The sequence below is a fragment of the Steroidobacter sp. genome, assembly GCF_016790065.1.
In the GTDB taxonomy this organism is placed as follows: Bacteria; Pseudomonadota; Gammaproteobacteria; order Steroidobacterales; family Steroidobacteraceae; genus Steroidobacter.
In genome coordinates, this window is record NZ_JAEUPY010000095.1 from 26,617 (window position 1) to 46,540 (window position 19,924).

The 19,924-nt window shown below is 59.8% G+C and carries 19 protein-coding genes; 13 read left to right on the forward strand and 6 right to left on the reverse strand.

Translation table 11 applies throughout. The features are described 5' to 3' along the window. Positions 1–3 precede the first annotated feature (3 nt). The 9 genes from flgL (at position 4) to JNL55_RS03900 (ending at position 7,126) form a co-directional block, all read left to right on the forward strand. Entirely contained in the window at positions 4–915 is a 912-nt protein-coding gene (flgL, locus tag JNL55_RS03860; protein ID WP_293849500.1) for a flagellar hook-associated protein FlgL, read from the forward strand. A gap of 13 nt (positions 916–928) precedes the next feature. Next, positions 929–1,930 (forward strand): hypothetical protein, encoded by a 1,002-nt coding sequence (locus JNL55_RS03865; protein ID WP_293849503.1) that lies wholly within the window; start codon positions 929–931, stop codon positions 1,928–1,930. Between the two features lie 40 nt (positions 1,931–1,970). Further along, the gene (locus JNL55_RS03870; RefSeq protein WP_293849506.1) at positions 1,971–2,507 is read left to right on the forward strand and encodes a GNAT family N-acetyltransferase; all 537 of its coding nucleotides are present in this window, start codon (positions 1,971–1,973) and stop codon (positions 2,505–2,507) included. A gap of 60 nt (positions 2,508–2,567) precedes the next feature. Continuing rightward, on the forward strand, positions 2,568–2,885 hold the full coding sequence (locus JNL55_RS03875) for a hypothetical protein (protein WP_293849509.1): 318 nt from the start codon (positions 2,568–2,570) through the stop codon (positions 2,883–2,885). A gap of 11 nt (positions 2,886–2,896) precedes the next feature. Next, a complete protein-coding gene (locus JNL55_RS03880) occupies positions 2,897–4,054 on the forward strand; it encodes a serine hydrolase domain-containing protein (protein ID WP_293849512.1) in 1,158 nt (385 codons plus the stop codon). A gap of 133 nt (positions 4,055–4,187) precedes the next feature. Further along, positions 4,188–5,336 carry a hypothetical protein gene (locus JNL55_RS03885; protein WP_293849515.1) on the forward strand — a complete coding sequence of 383 codons (1,149 nt, stop codon included), beginning with the start codon at positions 4,188–4,190 and terminating at the stop codon, positions 5,334–5,336. Positions 5,337–5,345: 9 nt separating this feature from the next. Next, complete coding sequence (locus tag JNL55_RS03890) at positions 5,346–6,398, forward strand: hypothetical protein (RefSeq protein ID WP_293849518.1); 1,053 nt, start codon at positions 5,346–5,348, stop codon at positions 6,396–6,398. 9 nt (positions 6,399–6,407) lie between these two features. Continuing rightward, positions 6,408–6,770: a hypothetical protein gene (locus tag JNL55_RS03895; RefSeq protein ID WP_293849521.1), complete on the forward strand. Its 363-nt coding sequence runs from the start codon at positions 6,408–6,410 to the stop codon at positions 6,768–6,770. 65 nt (positions 6,771–6,835) lie between these two features. Further along, the gene (locus tag JNL55_RS03900) at positions 6,836–7,126 is read left to right on the forward strand and encodes a hypothetical protein (RefSeq protein WP_293849524.1); all 291 of its coding nucleotides are present in this window, start codon (positions 6,836–6,838) and stop codon (positions 7,124–7,126) included. Positions 7,127–7,134: 8 nt separating this feature from the next. On the opposite strand, the gene JNL55_RS03905 is transcribed toward JNL55_RS03900, so the two are convergent. Beyond that, a complete protein-coding gene (locus JNL55_RS03905) occupies positions 7,135–7,506 on the reverse strand; it encodes a hypothetical protein (RefSeq protein ID WP_293849527.1) in 372 nt (123 codons plus the stop codon). A gap of 94 nt (positions 7,507–7,600) precedes the next feature. Here JNL55_RS03905 and JNL55_RS03910 point away from each other — a divergent pair, with 94 nt between their 5' ends. Together JNL55_RS03910 and JNL55_RS03915 are read left to right on the forward strand one after the other, a co-directional pair. Further along, on the forward strand, positions 7,601–8,098 hold the full coding sequence (locus JNL55_RS03910) for a TspO/MBR family protein (RefSeq protein WP_293849530.1): 498 nt from the start codon (positions 7,601–7,603) through the stop codon (positions 8,096–8,098). 19 nt (positions 8,099–8,117) lie between these two features. Then, positions 8,118–8,729, forward strand: a complete 612-nt coding sequence (locus JNL55_RS03915; RefSeq protein WP_293849533.1) for an alpha-ketoglutarate-dependent dioxygenase AlkB family protein — start codon at positions 8,118–8,120, stop codon at positions 8,727–8,729. On the opposite strand, the gene JNL55_RS03920 is transcribed toward JNL55_RS03915, so the two are convergent. The 3 genes from JNL55_RS03920 to JNL55_RS03930 all read right to left on the reverse strand — a co-directional run bounded on the left by JNL55_RS03920 (position 8,722) and on the right by JNL55_RS03930 (position 14,041). Beyond that, the gene (locus tag JNL55_RS03920) at positions 8,722–9,147 is read right to left on the reverse strand and encodes a DUF1398 domain-containing protein (protein ID WP_293849536.1); all 426 of its coding nucleotides are present in this window, start codon (positions 9,145–9,147) and stop codon (positions 8,722–8,724) included. The genes JNL55_RS03915 and JNL55_RS03920 overlap by 8 nt on opposite strands. Before the next feature lie 48 nt (positions 9,148–9,195). Continuing rightward, positions 9,196–12,585 carry an AAA domain-containing protein gene (locus JNL55_RS03925; protein ID WP_293849539.1) on the reverse strand — a complete coding sequence of 1,130 codons (3,390 nt, stop codon included), beginning with the start codon at positions 12,583–12,585 and terminating at the stop codon, positions 9,196–9,198. Positions 12,586–12,649: 64 nt separating this feature from the next. After that, entirely contained in the window at positions 12,650–14,041 is a 1,392-nt protein-coding gene (locus JNL55_RS03930) for an HNH endonuclease signature motif containing protein (RefSeq protein ID WP_293849542.1), read from the reverse strand. A gap of 258 nt (positions 14,042–14,299) precedes the next feature. Between JNL55_RS03930 and JNL55_RS03935 the strand changes: the two genes are divergently transcribed. Next, on the forward strand, positions 14,300–16,255 hold the full coding sequence (locus tag JNL55_RS03935; RefSeq protein ID WP_293849545.1) for an InlB B-repeat-containing protein: 1,956 nt from the start codon (positions 14,300–14,302) through the stop codon (positions 16,253–16,255). Positions 16,256–16,270: 15 nt separating this feature from the next. Here the strand turns inward: JNL55_RS03935 and JNL55_RS03940 are convergent, their stop codons facing one another. Beyond that, a complete protein-coding gene (locus JNL55_RS03940) occupies positions 16,271–17,095 on the reverse strand; it encodes an SDR family oxidoreductase (protein WP_293849547.1) in 825 nt (274 codons plus the stop codon). A gap of 102 nt (positions 17,096–17,197) precedes the next feature. Between JNL55_RS03940 and JNL55_RS03945 the strand changes: the two genes are divergently transcribed. Further along, positions 17,198–18,121, forward strand: a complete 924-nt coding sequence (locus JNL55_RS03945; protein ID WP_293849549.1) for an AraC family transcriptional regulator — start codon at positions 17,198–17,200, stop codon at positions 18,119–18,121. Between the two features lie 458 nt (positions 18,122–18,579). On the opposite strand, the gene JNL55_RS37340 is transcribed toward JNL55_RS03945, so the two are convergent. Then, on the reverse strand, positions 18,580–19,143 hold the full coding sequence (locus tag JNL55_RS37340) for a DUF3800 domain-containing protein (protein ID WP_415923005.1): 564 nt from the start codon (positions 19,141–19,143) through the stop codon (positions 18,580–18,582). Between the last annotated feature and the right edge of the window lie 781 nt (positions 19,144–19,924).

Below are 19,924 nucleotides of genomic sequence, written 5' to 3' on the forward strand. Positions count from 1 at the left end.
CGCATGCGTATCGCTAGCACCCAATTCCACACCACCATGAACACCGCCTTGCAGAAGGCATCCTCGCGGCTCGAGGACATTCTGCAAAAGATGGCGAGCGGCGAAAAGTATTCGTTGCCGTCGGAGCATCCGGTGACCACGGTGCGCATGTCGCGCTTGTATCGCGAGGAAGCGGCGCTCGATCAGTATCGCGACAACATCGGCGCTCTGCAGGCTCGCCTGACTCAGAATGAGGTTTATCTCAGCAGCATGTCCAATGACATGTTGAGCGCGCGCGATCTGCTGGTTTGGGCTGCGGACGGCAGCAACACTTCGGAGGACGTCTCCGCCATGGCCGAATCCTTGCAACCGCTGCTGGACAGCCTGTTTTACGTCACCAACAGCACCGATGCTGAAGGACGCTATATCTTTTCGGGCACGGCCGTCGCTACGCCGACCGTGACTTACGATGCCACCGCAGCGGTGGGGTCGCGTTATACATACACAGGAAATACTGAGGTTCAACGGGTGGTCGTCGGTCCAGGAGTCACACAGCCCGCCAACGTTTCGTTACCGGAAGTCGCGACGCTGTTGAATCAGCTGGAGCAGGTGCTGGCCACGCTGCAGACGCCGGGTGTCAACGTCAACGATGCGGCGGTACGCACACAAATTACTACCGCAATGGATGGGCTCGACGATGTCATCGAGAGCATCAGCGGTCGCATCGCCGGTCTGGGTGGCTCGCAGAATATTCTTGCGACGCTGGAGACCAGTCACGCCAATGTCAGTCTGTCCAATCAGCAGGCTGCATTGACGCTCGGGCAGCTCGACTACAGCGACGCGGCCGTCAAGTTGAGCGGCTACACGACAGCGGTGCAGGCGACTCAGAAGGCCTATGCCGAAGTCAGCAAGCTGTCGTTGTTCGATGTGATCTAACGGCTAGCGCTGAATGCAACTCTCGGTCGTAGATTCCGGCAGGCAAGTTACTCCGCGCAGCGCCGTCGAAGGCGTTGCGCTGAAGCGCACTGAATTTCCCGCGCCGGTGGGGAAGATTGAAGCCGTTGCGCCGGTCTCGTCACGCGGCGGACTGAAGACTTACGACGGTGAGTTGAATCGTCAGGTCTCCGGCGCACAGCAGGCGCTGCAGTTTCTTGCCGAAGCCGATGCTCGACTGCGTTCGCTACGCAAAGAACTGACCTCCGGCGATGCTGCCGCTGCCATCGAGAAGTTCAGCCAGTTCTGGCAGCAGCGTTCGGCCGCCAGCGCCGGCACGCTGGACGGCAATCTCAAGTTCAACGCCGATACTCAAGGCAAACAAGAGTTCGCGGTCCGCGGCCTGAGTTTCGAAACATTACGCAGTGGCGACACCGAAACCTTGAGTTTCGCGGTGGGGCGCTGGTCGCGTCAGTCCACGTCCATCACCGTGGATCCGAATCAATCCGAGTCTGCCATCGTTGGTGCCTTAGATCGTGCGCTTGCTCCGATGGGCGTACGAGCGACGCGTGATGCGAAGGGTGAGTTGGCGTTCAACGTCGCCGAAGCCGATTGGCCGCAGGTTCGCGATTCGCTGGCCATTCGTGGCGGCGGCCGTCGCTTTCCCACGGGCCAGTTCAATCAGGTGCGCACGGTCGTTGCCGAGCAGGCGATTCAGCCGTCGCAGTGGAGCAGCACCGATCCGCGCAGCGCGCTCAAAGACATCACTCAGGCTCAGCTGCTGATTCGTAAGTCGTACGGTGACGCTCGAGCGGTGCTCGACGAGGCTGCTCAGAACGTCGACGGCCGGTCCACAACGACTGTGCAAGGCGCCTACTGGCAGGATTTCGCCGAAGAGTACGCCGATACTTTGGGTCGCGGCGATGCCGCTGCCATCGCTGCCACTGCGCCCGCCGTTGCAGGGATTTCCAAGCGCACTGTGTCGGCTCTGCTGGCCGCCGCCCCAGCTACCCCGTGACTTTTGCTAGCATCGCTCCTCAGGCGATGAGGCAAGGCCCATGGATTATCGATTACGGGTGGCGACCACCGCCGACGAACCTTTTCTGCACGATTTGATCGGGCGCTCCATTCGAGAGTTGGGCGCGGGCGACTACACGCCGGCGCAAATCGAGGCAGCTCTGCTGGGCGCGTTCGGCGTGGATACGCAGCTGATTCGCGATCAAACCTACTTCGTCATCATCACTGGCACCGATGAGATCGTCGGCTGCGGTGGCTGGAGCCGACGCAAGACGCTGTTTGGCAGCGACACGCGAGAGGTCAGGGATAATTCGTGGCTCGACCCCGCAACGGATGCAGCTCGCATCCGTGCTTTTTTCATCGACTCTCGTCATGCACGCCGCGGCTTGGGTCGAATGTTGCTCGACCGGTGCGAATCCGAAGCTGCTGCCGCCGGTTTCACCCAGTTCGCGCTGATGGCCACGTTGCCCGGCAAGCGTTTGTATGAAGTCTGTGGCTATGTCGGAAACGAAGCTATCGAGCATCCGCTGCCTGGCGGGCTGCACATCACTTTCGTGCCCATGACGAAGGCCAAGTGATAGGATCGATGCGCTCGATATAACGTAGCGCCCGTCCATTCAGGACGGCATGGAGGCCGCATGAAGCGCAGATCGAAGCGCAAGTGGCAGCTGGTCGTCGCAGTGCTGGTGCTGCTGGCCGGTATTGGCGTGTGGAGCGGTAGGGATACATTCGCGACCGCACGCATCGGTACAACCTACCTCGCCAAACAAACTTGCTCTTGCCTATTTGTCGCAGAGCGCCCCTTCGAATCCTGTCGCGCCGACTTCGATCCTGAAGCCGTGCGCTCGCTCGATGTCGTTGCGTCTTCAGGCGCCGTGACTGCCTCCGCTCTGGGCGGACTGATTTCTTCCCGCGCTGTGTTTGAAACAGGATATGGCTGCCATCCGGTGAACTGAGGGAAGTCGCGATGCTGCGCTTTCTGCTGGCGACGACGCTGCTGATTCTGACCGTTGCGAGTGCTCATGCACAGTTGGTGCCGTTGCCGCCGCAGGCGCCGGATGTTCCCTGGCCGACGGTTGAGTGGCCGGTGGGGCCGCTGCCAGAAAAAATGGATGCGGCTGCATTTCGCGCGGCGATGAACGATGCCTTCGACGAACCTGCGCACGGTCTCGGCGAGACGCGTGCTGTCGTCATCATTCGCGGCGGCCGTTTGATTTACGAGCGTGCAGCGCCTGGCTACACGACCAGCATGCGATTGGTGTCTTGGTCCATGGCCAAATCGGTGACCCAAGCGTTGGTGGGTATCGCCGTGAAGCAGGGCAAAGTAAACATCGACAAACCGATGGGTAACCCGCACTGGCCCGCGGACGATTTGCGAGCTCAGATTCCGTGGCGGCAGTGGCTGCAAATGACCGATGGTCAGCACTATCTCGAGATCCAGGCCAAGTCCATTGCTGAGAGCGACGCGTCTCGCAAACTGTTCGGCCCGGGACGCTTGGACGTCGCCAACTATTGCGCCGGGCTGCCGCTGGCAGACGATCCGGGCAAGCACTGGAACTACAACTCTTGCGGCATCGTGCTGACCGCCGACGCGTTGACTCGCGCTGTCGTGCCTAAGCCCAAATCGCCTGACCAACGTCGCGCAGCCATGTCGACCTGGATGCACGCGAATCTGTTCGATGTCATCGGCATGAATCCGCAGCCCGAATTCGATGCCACCGGTCTGCTCTATGGCAGCGCTCTGATCTACGCATCGGCTCGCGACTTTGCCCGATTCGGGCTGCTTTATCTGCGCGACGGCGTCTGGGATGGCCAGAGGGTTCTGCCGGAAGGTTGGGTGGATTTCGCGCGCACACCGGGCACCAGCGTCAACGCGGATATCTATGGAGCAGGGTGGTGGATTGCGCCGAAACAGGGTGCCGGCCGGCCGTATCCCATCTACATCGATACCGGGCCCGAGCGCGACGGCTTCAGTGCGCAGGGTTTTGAAGGCCAATACACTCTGGTGGTGCCATCGAAGGATATGGTGATCGTGCGCTTGGGATTGACGCCCGAAAAGGATCTGCGCACCGGCGCTTTGAAAGATTGGCTGGGCCGCGTGGCGCGCAGCTTCCCAGCCTATTAGTAACAACACGACTCAACGGGCCCAGGAGTTCCATCGTCTCAATAGAGCTTTGAATCCTCACTGGGGGGGGCTTGAAGCCCGCATCGCAGCTGTCTACAGTCGCCGCGCCATAACAAAAACAACGCGAGGCTAGGTGGGCGCTTTCGTCCAAAACAATCTGGGTCTGGTCATCGTCGGCGCGATCATGCTGGTCGCCACGCTGGTGCTGACCGCTATCGGCCTGTTGATGCGCAACGCCGGTTTATCGTTGCGGCCCGTGGTTTTCATCGGTGTGTTCTTCGGGATCATCTGTGTGCCTCAGCTGCTAGGCCATGCGGCGCTGGCCCTTTGGCCTAAGGCAAAGCCCGCGCTCGATGAAACTGCCATTGCGGGTGTCGGTGGCTTTGATCGCCCGGAACTGATCTTCGGCCCTGATGTGGAGCGCGCGCGTTTGCAGGATGCACGGCCGATATTTTTGGCGGCGCTGGGTGGCGCAGAGGTCGCGCAGCTGCTCATTCGTTACAGCGGCGAGACTATCGTTGCCGCTCGCTTCGGCGACGAAGAGGCGGCACGAGTTGGCGGGGCTGCGTTATGGACGATGTTTGCTCCCCGCGGTACCTCGGGTGATGGCACGACGACCTTCGGCACCCGCACGCCCATCGGCGACAAGATCGCCTTGCAACGAGTAGGGCGAGCCGTGTTCATGTGGACGGGCCCTGATCGCGCCAGCATCGAGCAACGCATGCAGGCCGCTCACGTTCTCACCACGCCCGCGGACGTGCGGCCGAATTGGATGACTGCGTTCGACAGCTGGCGTGTGGCCGGTGCCGCCGTCGCTCTGCTGGTGATCCTTGCGTCACTTTGGTTTCTCAAAGGCGCTGCTTGGGCGTCCCGTGTGGAAGCCACTGCTCATGCCACCGCACCGTTGAGTGCAGCCGAACTCGACATGCGTATCGGCGCGCTGGCTTCGTCGTCGGTGCCGCTGACTCGCTTGAGCGATGGCCGATGGGAACTGCTCATTGAATATAAAGCGAGGCTTGAAGCGGGCGCGTACCGCTACGTGCTCGAGCTCGATGAGCCGAATCATCGCGTCAAGGTGCTCGAATATTTGTCGAGCCGGCGTTCGCGTGCCGGTGAGTACAGTTGGAAGCTGCAAATGGGCATCACCTTCTTCCACAAGGATTCAGCGGTCGATTTGCAGCAGGGCACGGGTCCATTGCAGCGGGCCGTGACCGAGGCCGGGTGGACCTGGCAGCCGATGTTGTTCGATGCGCCTCGCGCGCTGGCTTGGTTGGTTTCCTGACGAGGGCTCATGAATCTTTATTGGATCGCAGCCCTGATCGTCGGCAGCATTTCGGTGGCGAGCGCGGGCATCTTTTTCGGCGGCAGCGGCGCCAAGCGTCAACCGCTGGCGGAGTTGGGTTTCATTAGCGTGCCGACGCGCCTCGATCCCTACGCCACCCAAGAGGCGGACGGCTTCGCGGTGTTTTCGTTCGATAGCACGCCCAGCTCGATTTTTTTGATGGGCAGTAGCCGGCCGGTTTCCGAAGTGCTCGCGGTGTCCGTCTGGCGACCCGATGCACGCGCTGCTGCTTTGAAGGCGGTGACTAGCCGTGCAGTGGATCGAACCGACCAGATCACGTGGACCACCCGCGGCGAGTATCGAATCGGCGTAGGTGTGCACGAAGTGAATGCCAGCAAACACGACGCTCGCATCGTGGTGCGTGAGTTCCCGGATCGGCAACTCACGATCGGCCACATGAGTTGGATTAAGCGGTCGCTGTCCGAGGCGCGACAGATCGAGCTGATTGAAGCCAGTTTCACCAGCCTCGAACAGCGCACGCCGGTGGCCGAGTATTTGCTGATCGCTGCCGACCGTCCGCGCATGCTCACCGATCGTCATCGGGCAGCGTTGCGTAAGCTGCTGTCGGTGCGCACGGTTCCTTATAAAGTCGACGGCCCTATCGTCGAGCGGGACGGCACGTTCTACGACTGTTATATCCATTCGCATTGGGGCGAGATGATTACGGCCGTGCACCCTCTGGGTGACCTGCCGGCTGCACGCAGCTTTCGCGAGCTGAACCCAGCGACTCCGCCCGATGTGCCGAATTGGCCGTTCATCGTCACGTTCCAATGGAACGGTACCGAATGGGCCATGGAAGGTTCGCCGGAGCTGTCGACGCGGATGACTGCGCAGCTGAGCGACCGACATCAAGATCGTTCGCGCGCGTATTTCTATGCCGTCGCTTCCGATTCGCCGCAGCCCACTGAGCCGAGCGAGTTTCGTATCGATGTTTTATGGCGCGCGATTCCCGGGCTCAACGATCACTTCAAGCGCGGCACTTTGATTCAGCCGCTGAACTGAGGATTTGACGTGGCCGAGGCTCTCATCACCGATCCCAAAGAATGGCGCGCGGCCTTGAGTCGCGTCGTCGTGTTGGTGCGTGCAGGTGATACTGACAGTGCGCAAGCACAGGTCGCTGTGATGACTCGCTGGACGCCGCCGGATGCTCCGTATGAAGCGTCGGTTGCTGAGGCCTTTCAGGCAGCCGCGTCGGCTGCGGGCGCGGATCGCGATGTTGTTGCCTTCGAGTGGTTGTGGAAGAAGGCATTCAACTACTGGTACGCCTGGGGCTCAGGCGCCAGCAGCGGTGGCGAAGGTGCAGCCCGCGGCGAGCTGATTTCGCAGGCCGACGCTGCGTACCAACGCGAGCGGCGCCAGCTGGGCCTGGGCTAGGTCTGGACAAAGGCGGGTGGGGCGGGTACATCTGTCGTTATCGTAATTTACACGGTCCTACGACCATGAAACCTACCCAGCTGCTGCGTATCGCTGCCTTCGTGGCCCTGTTTGGCCTGGCCGCGCCGGGCTTTGCGGCCGAAGACTCGACCTTGAAAGAGGGCGCTCGTGAAGTCGGCAAAGCCGTCGGCACCGCTGCCCGTGAAGTCGGCGATGGCGCGAAGAGTGCGGCTCGCGAAGTCGGCGACGGTGCGAAGAAAGTGGGTAAGGCCGTCGGCGAGGCTGCTAAGGAAGGCGTCGAAGCGGTGAAGGAAGGCGCCAAAGAAGCCAAGAAGGCCGTGCAGTCGGATAAATAGCTCGGGCGCTACATCGTTGCCAGCAGGCGCTTCGGCGCGGTCATTCGATAGGCTTCGACCAGGCACAACTCGACCTGGCCCCAATCGACCTCGGGCACATCCAGCCACAGCCCGATCCAGCCTTTGCTCGCCACATACTTGGGAATATGGAGCTGCTTCGGCACCAGTGCCTGCAGTTGCCCGGCAAGCAGCGACGGCACTTTGCAACTGATGCTCAATCGGCCATCGCCATGATGGTCGGCCAGGTACCAGCCGAAACGTCGTTTACGCACTTCCAGACTGAGGTGCTCGCCCACGGGCTTCGCCTTACCTTCCGGCAGGCGCTCGACGATGGCGGCCACTCGTGCTCGGGTTTTCTCAGGAGAGAGTTTGCGGGGCATTGGCGTCGTTCCTCTCGGCCGGTTGCGACCTAGCATGGCTCAGTGGTCGGCAAGCTCGCAACTGACGGTGGGGTTCGTGCGTTAAGCCTCTCGAATGCCTTTACCCAAACAACAACAGATCTTCGGTCTCGCTGGTTGGCTTGCTGTCTGCTTCGCGGCGGCGGCCGTAGGTGCGGTGGCATCTGTTCAAGCCGGTTCGTTCTATTTGTCGCTGGTGCGGCCGTCGTGGGCTCCGCCGGCGTCGGTGTTCGGGCCTGTTTGGACGGTGCTTTACGCGTTGATGGCTGTGTCCGCTTGGTTGGTGTGGCGAGAGGGCGGCTTTCGACACGCTCGGACGGCGCTGACATTGTTCTTGGTGCAGTTGATACTGAATGCGTTGTGGAGCTGGCTGTTCTTCGCCTGGCATCTCGGTGCGGCGGCCTTCGTCGATATCGTGTTGCTGTGGGGCTTGATCGTCGCCACCGTGATCGCTTTCTGGCGTATTCGGCCGCTCGCCGGTGCGTTACTGATTCCGTATCTGCTTTGGGTGAGTTTCGCCACGGCCCTTAACTACTCTGTGTGGCAGCTCAATCCCCAAGCGCTTGGCGGCTGATTGAGCTAGCCTGCGAGCCGTGACTCTAGATCTATTTGCCAGCGGCGCCTTGGAGCGCGTCGACCTCCCCGACGCCGAGATTTACTACTCGCCCTCTGTCGACTGGGGCGCGAACCCCGATTTGTTGTTACAAGATCTGATCTCGCAGATTCCCTGGCGTACCGAGGTCATCAACCTCTGGGGCAAGGAGCATCAGCAGCCGCGTTTGGCTGCCTGGTTCGGCGACCCCGACGCGCGTTACACCTATTCGGGGTTGTCCTTGAATCCGCTGCCGTGGACCGATTTGCTGTCGTCACTGCGGAGTCGTGTCGAGGCTTTGTCGGAAGCTTCGTTCAACAGCGTGCTGTTGAATTACTACCGCGACCACCGCGACAGCATGGGCATGCACAGCGACGATGAGCCCGAGCTCGGCAAGAATCCCATCATCGCGTCGGTGAGCCTCGGCGAACGACGCACGTTCGTGCTGAAACATCGCTTCAAGAAAGATCTGAAGTCGGTGCAACTGCCGCTCGATCACGGCAGCCTGCTACTGATGAAAGGCGCGACTCAGCACCACTGGAAACACGGCATCAACAAGCTGAGCCAGCCCTGCGGGCCGCGCGTGAATCTAACGTTTCGGCGGATTATTTGAGTTCGACCGCTGGGTAGTGTTCGGCGTACTGCTCGTCATTGCAGCCGAAGTAGGTGACGGTGCGAGCGTTGAAGTCCACTTCGTAGTTCACTACACCCGCGAGCCAGGTGGCTGAAAGGAACTCGGGGAAGGTGCTTTCGCCGGCTTGATCTTTGCGCAGGGCTGCGATCAGTGCGACTTGGTTGAATGCCGGTATGTCGGCAGCACCGCTGAGCAACGGCGTGCCTTGCATGACGACGGGCCCTTGCTCTGTGTAGTAGCGACTTTCGCAAGAAGGCAGCGACCACACGTTGCGCGACACGCCGGCGCGTCGAAGCGTTTCCGCGAGATATGGGAAGCCGCCGACCTTCGGTCGGCTTGCCATGGCGCGCTGTTGGGCGGCCTGCAAGTTGGCGATGGCTTTGCTGACAGCGGTCATGTCGCTCACTCGTTGGGTGTTTGCGTTATGGGATGAGAGTCAGCCAGCTTACGCAGGATTCTGAGTGTTGGCACGTAGTGTTCCCTTACAGCTGGGATACTTCGAGCATCCCAGGAAGCGGCCGTAGGGGCCCTTCCGCTCGATCATTTGACCGCCGCATTCGGGACAGGTATGCGAGCTTGATGCTGCAGGTGAAGTGTCGACATTTTCCGGCTGCGGCATCTTGCGTCGAGGTGCTCCGCCGAGCGGCCTGCGCCAGCCGCAGAAGTCCTCACATCGGAACTGCTCGACATCGTCCACGCGGTCGAGATAAGTGCGAACGGACGTCTTGCAGCTGCCACAGCGTGGGTTCTCAGCCTTGGTGATGACTTCAAGCGCCTCTTCGAACTGAACACGCCCTTTGGCCAGCAGCGAGGCTACTATCCGCGCGAAGCCGGGGCCGACCGTGCGCATCATCAGTTCGTCAGCGTACTGGGAATAGCTCAGAGCGTTGAGCGAGCCGTGCCACACGATGTGACCGTCGATGATGACCACTTTCTGGTGAATGTGCTTCCGGCAATCGACGACGCAACCGATGGCCTCGAGTTGATTCAGTGCTTTCTTACCCACGCGTCTATCCGGCAGGTTACTGTGCGGTGGCCGTGTTACACAGCGTATTGGCACGCCGGCTTGGATGCGGGCACCGAGTAATTCGGTCAGCTCGTCGGTGCGCTTGGTGCCGATGAACCCAGAGAAAATCGCGATGCTGTGTCTGGCCCGACCGATGTCGACTGCGAGTGCACCGTCGAAGTCGGTTTGATCGAACAAACCGTAATCTCGCGCCAGCGCTTTTATGTCGACGCCGTCGAGCCCCTCCATATAGGCTGGCCCGAGCGCCAGCACATTTCGAGCTTGGATTACCGCGCCATGCGCTTGCATGTCGTGCAACACGCCACGAAGCATCGAAGTCGTCGGTAGCGTCCGGTCGAGATAACTCAGATTGGCGACGACGATCAGATGGCTCTGTGCGCGGCTGACCGCTACGTTGATCAGGCGGGCTCCGGTGTCGTTCGGTGCGGGGCCGCGAATCAGTTGGCCGGGTTGACTCCTGGCGCCGTCGCTCTCAGGTATGTCGAACACGATGGTATGACGTTCATCGCCTTGGAATGCATGCACAGTGCCGACTTGGGCGTGCTCGACTTCTGCGTCCGCTAGGAGAGTGCGTGTGAGATTTACCTGCGCTCGATAAGGGGTGATGATCGCGAGGCGCGTGGTGTCTTGCAAATACCCGCTTTGTTGGAGATGTCGCGCGATGTTTCTGGTCAGCAGGGCGTGTAGCAGATTGAAGCGCGACCCAGTCCGGTCCACGGCCTCGACGGGATGCAGGTCAGAGGTATCGACGATCGTCAAGGTTGCCGACCACGGCTGCGGTTTTGGTTGCGAATTGCGCACGGCCCAGAAGTCCATGTCATCGAGCGTGCGTAGTCGCCCCCCGTACATCGGTCCGGAGATCAGACCGCAAATGGCCGGTTGCATTCGGCGTTGCGTGTTCAACATTACGATGCGTCCGTCAGCCGAGTTCAGTTGAGTAACGCCGGCCGTATCGAAGACATCGGTGCCGATGAGCTCCTGAATCGCAGAATCTTTGGTGCTGAGGATGGGCGGCAGCTGGCGAAAGTCGCCGCAGATGACGACTCGAGTGCTAGCGATGCCTGCGATGAACCAGACGACTGGCAACAACATCATCGAGGCCTCATCGATGATGACTATGTCCACGGGCGAAATGTCCCGAACGCTTAGGTAAGCACGTGTGCCGGTGGCGCCGATGATGCGAGCATTGCGGATGACTTCGGCGTGGAGTTGCGCGACTTGCTTTTCCAGTGCTTGAATCTCGTCAAGGAGAGCTTGCTCGAGCCTCTTTAGCTCACGGCGTTGCTTGCTTTCGTCGATGTGCGCTAGCTCTGCCTCGAGCTGGTAATACTCGGTTTGGTGCTCTTGGTGTCGTAGTGATGCTGCATGATGATGCTGGTGGGCTTTGGCGATATCGCTTTCGCACTTACGAATGTCTTCGTCAGTTCGCTGGATATCAGCCCAGATTGCCTGCTTCGAACGGTGTAACAGCCAACCGATGAAACCTTGCGCTCGACTTAGTTCAGTATGCAGTTGGGCCCGTGAGCGCTGCTCGACTTTGATCTTAGTTTCGGCTTGCTGGCATCGTGTGATCAGACTTGCCAATTCGCGCCATGAATCGGCAGCGCCGCGCCGCTTTCGATCAAGTTCGTTGAAACAAGCGACCCATTCACGAGTCGTGCGGAGTTGAGCGGTCGTGTGCTGCCGTTGTGTCTGTTTCTCCGCAATGCGTGCATCAAGTTCCTGCGCGAGGCGCTTGCTGACAGCTTCGGCGCCGATTGCGTCCGCGAAATCAGTGCGTAGCTGCTCATCGACGATTTGACCCAAGCGGATCACCTGGCCGGCATCCAGGGCCGCCGCATGCCCGGTCTGCAGCTGCTTACATACCCCGTAAAGCACTTGATCCACGGCTTTGTTGGTATTGGAGCAGATCAGAATGCGTTGGCCCGCGACGAATGCCATGCGAACGATTTCAGCCAACGTGAAGGTCTTGCCGCAGCCGGGCGGGCCCCAGATGTAGGTTAGAGGCTGGATTCGCACACGCTCGCGACCGCGAAGTTGCGAGTTATCCAGCGTTGCGGTGAACGCGGAATCGTGGAGCGGTTGAATCTCTGCCAAGCGAGGGGCGCTGCTCACTACCGCGTCGGCCAATGTGACATTGAACCAGAAGTTATTGCCGATTTCTGCGATTCGCTCGCTCAACTGACTGAGCAGGGCGGTGTCATCCATCAATAAGCGCGCTTGTGGCAACTCGGAGCCGAGGTCGGCTGAGGTGCTCAGCAAGACGCTGTCGGGTTGCACGGAGGCGATGACGGCTTCGTGGACTACCTGCTCCACCTCGAGTTGCACCTTGGATTCGTCGACCAGCCCTTTGCTTTCCTCGGTTTCGAACGAATACAGCAGTGTCTGCCCACCGCTGGGTATTTGCCGGCCATTCGTCAAGAGGCGTGAACGTCCCTTGCTGGAGTGCCGAAGCTCGCTGATGTGGGCCTGAAGCGCGGCGACGTATTTTTGCGCCTGCGTTGCCTCGGGGGCGAAGTTCAATTCGGTGCGATTGCTAACTCGCGGCAGTATTGGTGGCGGTAACCCTGGTGCGCCTGGCGGGCGCATGCTGGCGTGATTGGTTGTGCTCGCCCGAGGCACTTCCGGAATCGGAGCGTGCAATTCACCGAGCCGGGCGATTATTTTGCCGCGCAGTTCGCTCGCACGCTGGGATTTGTGTCCGCTGAGGCGCCTCAGCATGTTCTGCAGCTTCACCGGGTCGCTGATGCCGCCTTGAAATGCGGCCTGCAGCTGTTCCACGCTGGCGTTGTCGTCGTTCCGTGGCATGCCCGCTCCGTTTTTCTTGCATGATGCCCGGAGGGAGCGGCTGCGACAATTTCGTTTCTCCGTACTATTGTTTGGTTGCTGAGGATTCTCCACGTGGAGGGTTTGCCGCGGCCCGGGTTCGACGCAACAGGCTGGCTACTGCCATGCCGAAGTCCATCGGGCCGCCGTCCCATCTTGTTACTGCTGTGCGGCTGCTGATGACGATACCTTCCTGTTCATGTTGTCTTGGGAGTTCGCGCCAGTCGCCGACGGGGTGATTGTGATTGGGCGCGACGCTGTCGAAGGTTTTGCCGTTGGGCTGTAGGAAGCGAATCGCACCGTCATCCAGAATGTAAATCTGGACTTTGCCTTCGTGCACGGAGCGGTGATGAAAGCGGCACAACGTCACTAGATTGGATAGTTTTGTCTCGCCGCCGTGTGCCCAGTGATGAATATGATGTGCGTCGGTGTATCGAGTGTTACAGCAGCCCGGGAAACGACAGCCTTTATCGCGTGAGCGGAGGGCGCGCTGCAGGGCAGGTGGGATGCTTCGTGTTTTGCGCCCGACATTGAGGGGTTCGCCGTGCTCGTCTTCAATGATGGCGACCACACTTGAGTCACACGAGAGGCGGCGGGCGGTTTCCGTCGCGATGTGCGTGCCGTCTTCGATCTCGCAGCGACCTGCGCAACCGGTTTGGAGTGCCTCAGCGTCGACGTGCACGACGATTTGATATTTGTCGCCACTGCTCAAGTTCGCGGCACCGTTTTGCAGGAAGCTTTCGGCGAGCAGTTCGAGTGCATCGGCTCGCTTGGTTCGAGTGGGCAGGAATTTAACAGTAGGCGTTCCAGCTGGAGTGTCTGACTCCACGGCCTCTGGCTCGGTCTCCCATAAATCCTCAACGGCTTTGTCGATGGCTTTTTTGAACAACGCGCCGACTTGCGCCGGTAGTCTCGCCTTGACCACCAACGAGCCATCGTGATCGTAGAAATATTGCAGTGTGCGATTCTGTTGCTGTTGTTCCTCTCGCGTGAGTTCTTCTGATTCCTTCGCGTGGCGATAGTAGCGAACCAACTGCTCCACGTGCTGTGCGGTGCCGTGGGTGGCGATCATTAAGAAGTAGTCTTCGGTGGCAGGGCAAGCGACTCGCGAGATCTCTCGCACCTTCGAGTAACTGATCTCGCCTCGCTCCATTGCCGCGGAGATCTTCGGTAAGTTCTCCAGCGCTCGTGCCGTGCGCACCTTCTCGCGCGCCGCGCAAAAGCTGATGCCGCACTTCCAATTCAACCAATGCGCGCATGATTGCGTGGAGCCATCGTTCCAGCCGCTGCGGCGGTCAAACTCGGCGACGAGAGATAAGAATCGATAGGTTCCGGCGTTGATGTGTCCGGCGAGCTCGGTGATCTGATCGCCGAGAGCGCGAGTCTCAGCGATGCGCGCGCTGCGGATAGCCTGATCGTCGGCGATTGAGATTTGCATCGGCACGACCTCGATAGAGGCTTCGAACTGAGGCCAATGCTACTTTCAATTCGCATAACTGTATATAAGATCAGTGCATGGAAATAACCGCTGGTGCCGTGGCACCGTCAACAGTCGGCACTTCAGTCGCTGCGGAGAGACTGACCTGCGCATTACGTCACATCGATAGCTGCGAGGCGTCCATAGAATCCGACGTCGAACGTGGAATTGGACGTCAACAAGATGTCGAGCACTCTCGGAAGAAGAGCAAGAACCCTGATGCGAGCCTGCCTCCCGATAGCGTTACTGCTGTCGCTGGCCGCGTGTAACGACGATACGAAGTCGTATGGCCTGGGTGGCCAGGTGAGTGAGCTGTATGGCAACGGACTGGTGCTGACCAATAGGAACGCGACGCCGTTATCGGTGTCCCCGGGCGCGAACTCGTTCGTGTTCCCGTTCCGCATTCGCAAGGGCAGTCAGTACAGCGTGACCGTTGCGACTCAACCTACGGGCCAGATCTGCACGGTCACTAACGGCTCCGGCACGGTGCGTAGTACGGTCGCCAACATTCGAGTTTCGTGTAGCGCCGAGACACACAGCATTGCTGGCTCCATCACGGGTCTCAGCGCCGGTGGGCTGGTCCTGCAGCTGAATGGCGCGGACGATCTGAGCATTTCCGCCAACGCCAATTCGTTCGAGTTCGCAACGCCGGTGGCGGCGGGCAGCGGCTATCAGGTCACCGTGCTGGCCCAGCCGAGCGGGTTGACTTGCACGGTCAACAACGGCACTGCCAGCAACATCAACGCGGACATCGCCAACGTGCAGGTCGTCTGTAGCGCGACGACACATGGCGTTGGCGGCACCGTCTCTGGTCTGTCTGCGACGGGACTCGTGCTCCAAAACAACGGTGCAGACGATCTCACGGTCGCGTCCGGTGCGTCGTCGTTCCAGTTCGCTTCGCCTGTTGCTGACAGCGGTACGTATAACGTGAGCGTGCTTGCGCAGCCGGCAGGGCAGACGTGCTCGGTCATGAACGGCAGCGGGACGGCGCAGTCGACTATCACGAACGTGGTCGTCACTTGCGCCAACGTTGCGACGTACTTCGTCACGCCAAGTGCGGGTGCGAACGGCTCGATCTCACCGAGCACGGCGCAAGCTGTGAATGAGGGCGGCAGCATCGCCTTCACGGCAACGCCGGACTCAAGCTACGCGGTGTCGCAGTGGCTGGTGAACGGTTCGCTGGCGCAGACGGGCGGATCCGTCTACTCGCTGACGAACGTTTCCGCGAATGCCACCGTGCAAGTTACTTTTGGCACCGTTGCGTTGACGCCCAGCGTGTCGACGCTCGCACTATCCGTGAACGATACGGCGACGAACGCGGCGCTCACAGGTACACCGCGCGTTATCACATTTACCAACACGGGCTCCCTGGCCGCCGACAACGTGAGTCTCAACGTGTCGGCACTGCCTGCGGGCACGTTTGTGTCTCCCGCTTCTTGCGGTACGACGTTGGCGGCGGGCGATTCGTGCGTGCTTACTTTGACGCCTGGGATCAACACCACATCGTCCTGCACCTCGGGCATCGCACCGACGCCGAGTGTGGTGACGCTGAGTGCGGACAATGCGGCTGATGCGGCGGTCGATGTGGTCGTGTTGAGCTACGGATGTATCTATCAGAGCGGTCATCTGTTCGCCGTCGACGATACGACGGCGTGGAGTTTTAGCATCGGTGGCAAAGTCGCGGCGACCGTCGATCAGGCGAATCCTTCCGGGAGCGGCGTCATCTGGAGTTCCAATGGGAATGGTGGATCCATCGGCGACGTTGACTACCAGAATCTCGGCGTAGCGCAATCCAGCACATCACCGTGTACCAGTGCATTCGATGGAGCATGCAATACGACGACGATACTGTCGTACTACGCTTCGACTCCGCGTGCGTACTTCGCTGCCGGTCAATGCGCGGCGACGATCAGCGGCTACTCGGACTGGTATCTGCCTGCAGACTGCGAGTTGGGTACGTGCGGCGTTGGGCAGCAGTCCATCCAAGCCAACTTGGTGGAGTTCAACAACTTGGATCTGTTGCTGGGACTGTATTGGTCGTCCACCGAGCACGACATCAACCCGCAAACAGCGGCTGCGGGCATCAACTTTGCCTCTGGCTATGGCAGCTCGCGCTTGTTCGCTGACAAACGTACTGGACTGGGCGTGCGTTGTGCTCGTGCGTTGAGTCCGTGAGCTGGGAGTGCGCGCTCAGGTTGAGCGCGCGCCGGTCATGATCCGCATGCGCTCCATAAACGCATGCTCCGGTAACGACTGCCGAAGATCAGCAAGCATTGCGCTGTCAGCGCCGGCTGGATAGCGCAGCTTGTCATCGTCGCTGGTTGCAGCGGCGTAAACAGCTGTCGCGACGTCGTCTGCCGTTGTGTATGCGGTGGGATAGTCCTGCATCGATTTCATATATCGACCAGCGAACTCTCCGTAGGCTGCAGGGATCGCACCGGGCGCTATGCCGCCGGATGTGCGAGCGAAGCTAGTGGTGGGCGCGAGGCCAGGCTGCACGATCTTCACTCGCACGCCGAATACTCCAAGTTCATAGGCGAGCGACTCCGAGAACCCTTCGATAGCGTACTTACTCGCTGTATATGCAGCGACGAGCGGCATCGGCGCGATGCCGACGCTCGATGTCACATTCACGATTGTCCCCGCGCCACGATTTCGCATGTGAGGGATGATGGCGCGTGCTGTAGCCATCACACCGAACGTATTCGTTTCGAACACCTGGCGGATCGCGTCATCCGATGTGGCTTCGGCCGCACCGAACAGCCCGACGCCGGCGTTGTTGACCAGCGCATCGAGGCGCCCGAAACGGGCAGCACCCTTTGCGATGGTGTTGGCGATGCTGTTTGGATCGGTGACGTCGAGAGCTGCGACTAGCAACTTCTCGCTTTCATCGAACAACGTTGAGCTTGGCGTTCGCATGGTCGCGATGACATTCCAGCCGCGGGCCAGGAACAGTTTGGCGGTTGCGAGGCCGAAGCCGGATGAGCAGCCTGTGATCAGTACGGTCGAGGTCATGTGTGTCTCCTTGGTGGTCGAAACAGTAGCTGCGCCGGTTCGGACCGGCTATAAGAGCTCGTCTGAGATTCATTCGAGATCGTCCGAACCCATGACCAACCCATGACCATGGATGCTCTGGCTGCCGTCGTTACTTTGCTCAAGCCTCAGACCCTGCTATCTAAGATCGTGCAGGGACGTGGGCGATGGGGCGTGCGTTATCCCGCGTATGGTCAGCCGAGTTTCGCCCTCGTGCTCGACGGATCGTGCTGGCTGGCCGCTGAGGGAATGCCGGCGACGCAGCTGTGTGCAGGCGACTTCATTCTCTTTTCGATCACGCCCGGTTTCACTCTGGCGAGTGATTTGAACGTGAAGCCCAAACCGATGCGCATTCCGCGCCCGGAGGATCACGTCGGTGAGGTCGTGCACGGCGATCCGTCGGCGGAATCGTCAGCGACGTTGCTCGGTGGTGGTTTCGCATTCGATCCGGTCAATGCATCGATGCTCGTGCACCTGCTCCCTAAGATGCTTCACATCCGCGCAACCGACCCTGCAATCGGTGGCGTCGCTCCCATTGTCGAACTGATCAAACGTGAGACGAGCTCGCAGCGCCCTGGACAGGCGCTGGTACTTACACGCCTCATCGAGATCATCCTCGTCGAAGCTCTTCGTTCGGTTCCACCAGATGTTCACTCAACCGGCTTGCTCGCGGGCCTTCGCGACGCTCAGCTTTCGGCCGCGCTGCGGAGCATACATTTGAAGACATCTCATCCGTGGACACTCGAATCGCTTGCTCGTCAGGCTGGCATGTCGCGATCATCGTTTGCTGATCGCTTCGCGCGAGTAGTGGGGGAGACGCCGCTGAACTATCTATTGCAATGGCGGATCGCCCTCGCTAAAAACAAACTCGTCCACGAGGAACTAACGGTCGCTCAGACGGCGCTCGCTGTCGGCTATCAGTCGGCGAGTGCTTTCAGCACGGCATTTAGTAGAGAGACTGGCAGGTCGCCGAAAGAGTTTGCGGAGCAACGCCGGGCGACGAACTGAGCTCAGCAACTGCTGCATTTGGTTGCCGCAGCGGCACGCGCGCGTATCGCCGCGCATTCGCCACGGCACGGACTATGCGAAAAACAAAAACGATAATGGCCCTGTCCTCTAGACAGCGCCAAGCCATCGAGTAGTATTGGCACCGGGCATCGCCCGTGAGGTCTTCGTAAGAGGGCCGCCGCAAAGGCTCAGACATTGTCTGGGCCTTTGTCGTTTCTAGCCGCCGCGCTGGTGTCGATACACGAGTTCGAAGCAACTGTATTTCGAACCGCCCGTCTCAATTTGTTGCCCAGAAAGCCGGTTCTCGATCAAGCGCCCAGAGGCTCGCAATGCGACATATGGTCGATTCCGAGGCTCATAGCCAGCGATAGCGATCGGCCATAAGGTATAGATCAGCGATCTGTGCCATCGGTGACGATTTGGTCTTGAACTGGATTTCATGAAGGGTCTCGCGGAACTCAGCGGCAGTGAGGGGGGAAGTAGTGAGCAGACGAAGCCGCTGCGAATGGCGGCCCGCTGTTTCGAAGATCGTTGTAGTACCGTAGTAGCTTCTCGTCATCTGCCTTGTTACTACACTCAGGCATCACGCGTAACTTGCGATCCGCGCTGCGTGCGTAGTTGGCGGCGCGCTCCACGGCGATGGAGAACGCAGTCCGGCACAGGTGCCACTGCTGGCGACCATACTGCTGGCGATAGCGGGCATCGTATCCGGGGCGATCGATCACACACGCTAGTCCCAAGGCGTTCAGCGAGAGCAGAACTCGACTCAGATCGCTCATAAATCTTTCCCGCTCAAGTCGGTCGCGGTTGAGCCAAGAGAACCGGTCTCTGCGATGTCGAATTTCGACAGACTGCAGCGGATATTTTATGGACCATCTCGAGCAGAATTCCGCGTATATCTTGCGGGCTGCTGCCTCATCCTCCTCATTGATCAAGATACCGCCAAGGGCGAAGAATTCACGGGCGTTGCGGCTATAGGTCAGGGGTTTTCGATTCGGAGAGCGTGTCCCGGAATCATCCATGTAGAAATTGAGAACGCGAGGCACGCAGAACTCCTAAGCTCAGACGGGTTGGTGGGGCCTGTCCAAGAGTAGTCCAGCGTTTAGTACGCACGTTTTCAGTTACGGCGATTTTTCCTGTTTATGTTGGTGTGGAACCGCATCGGATCCGTGTACAGCCCGCGCCATGGCGATACATCGATGCACGCGGTGGAGAGGCGCGCACGTGCCTAGGCCGTCTTGCTCAAGTCAGAAATTCGGAGGCGAATGCAAGAAGCGGGAGGCGGTCACTGCTGGCTGTGGCTGCTTGTTATGTCCAGAGACTCGACTTGCCGGCGTTCTTTTATTACATTGGTTGAGCCCAAAACAAATCAACAGCGGCCAATAACGGGCATTGGGGGAACGGATGTCTTCTGCGGCCATTCTAATGCGGTGCGTTGCCGCTCTGGCTTTGGTTTCTGCTTTGCTTGCCACGGCCGGCTGTTCAACGCATACCCTGCAACTCAGATACGAGCCGACTACGGAACTCGTTGCGCCAAAGAGCGTAACCCCACTCGTCGTGGTTGGGTCGATTCGAGACGATCGAGAGGAGGAATCGACGTGGTTCGGAGCCATTCGCGGGGGCTACGGAAACCCGCTGAAGAAGCTTCATGCGGATCAGGCTATCAGCACCGTCGTTGCAACGGCGCTCGGGGACGCGCTTCGGAGCAGAGGCTTGCTCGCCTCGAGCGAAGTTGCTGGCGTCCGTCTCGACGGGACGCTAACTCAGTTCCAATGCAACTATTACTGGAACCGAGACGCACAA